Source organism: Ruegeria sp. CH8 (genome assembly GCF_056536985.1).
On the sequence record NZ_JBQFQR010000079.1, the window covers coordinates 1 to 1,165 of the forward strand.

The 1,165-nt window shown below is 52.1% G+C and carries 2 rRNA genes; both read left to right on the plus strand.

Going from position 1 to position 1,165, the window contains the following annotated elements:
* Positions 1-988: ribosomal RNA gene (locus tag ACR0ER_RS25585) — 23S ribosomal RNA — on the plus strand; the annotation flags it as partial.
* 49 nt (positions 989-1,037) lie between these two features.
* Positions 1,038-1,153, plus strand: a 5S ribosomal RNA gene (gene rrf, locus ACR0ER_RS25590).
* Positions 1,154-1,165: the final 12 nt, after the last annotated feature.

A 1,165-nucleotide genomic window follows, 5' to 3' on the forward strand; every position in this document is an offset into this window, starting at 1 on the left:
AACTATAACGGTCCTAAGGTAGCGAAATTCCTTGTCGGGTAAGTTCCGACCCGCACGAAAGGTGTAACGATTTGGGCACTGTCTCAACCAGAGACTCGGTGAAATTATAGTACCTGTGAAGATGCAGGTTACCCGCGACAGGACGGAAAGACCCCGTGGAGCTTTACTGTAGCCTGATATTGAATTTTGGTACAGTTTGTACAGGATAGGCGGGAGCCATTGAAACCGGAGCGCTAGCTTCGGTGGAGGCGCTGGTGGGATACCGCCCTGACTGTATTGAAATTCTAACCTACGGGTCTTATCGACCCGGGAGACAGTGTCAGGTGGGCAGTTTGACTGGGGCGGTCGCCTCCTAAAGTGTAACGGAGGCGCCCAAAGGTTCCCTCAGAATGGTTGGAAATCATTCGTAGAGTGCAAAGGCATAAGGGAGCTTGACTGCGAGACCTACAAGTCGAGCAGGGACGAAAGTCGGGCTTAGTGATCCGGTGGTTCCGCATGGAAGGGCCATCGCTCAACGGATAAAAGCTACCCCGGGGATAACAGGCTTATCTCCCCCAAGAGTCCACATCGACGGGGAGGTTTGGCACCTCGATGTCGGCTCATCGCATCCTGGGGCTGTAGTCGGTCCCAAGGGTTGGGCTGTTCGCCCATTAAAGCGGTACGCGAGCTGGGTTCAGAACGTCGTGAGACAGTTCGGTCCCTATCCGTCGTGGGCGTAGGAAATTTGAGAGGAGCTGTCCTTAGTACGAGAGGACCGGGATGGACGCACCGCTGGTGTACCAGTTGTTCTGCCAAGGGCATAGCTGGGTAGCTATGTGCGGAAGGGATAAGTGCTGAAAGCATCTAAGCATGAAGCCCCCCTCAAGATGAGATTTCCCATAGCGTAAGCTAGTAAGATCCCTGAAAGATGATCAGGTTGATAGGTTCGAGGTGGAAGCATGGTGACATGTGGAGCTGACGAATACTAATAGATCGAGGTCTTAACCATATAATATGTACCAAATGTTATCTAGTTTTGAAGGAATATGCCTTCATAGTTTGGTGATGATGGCAGAGAGGTCACACCCGTTCCCATACCGAACACGGAAGTTAAGCTCTCTAGCGCCGATGGTAGTTGGGACCATGTCCCTGTGAGAATAGGACGTCGCCAAGCAAGCTTAAGACG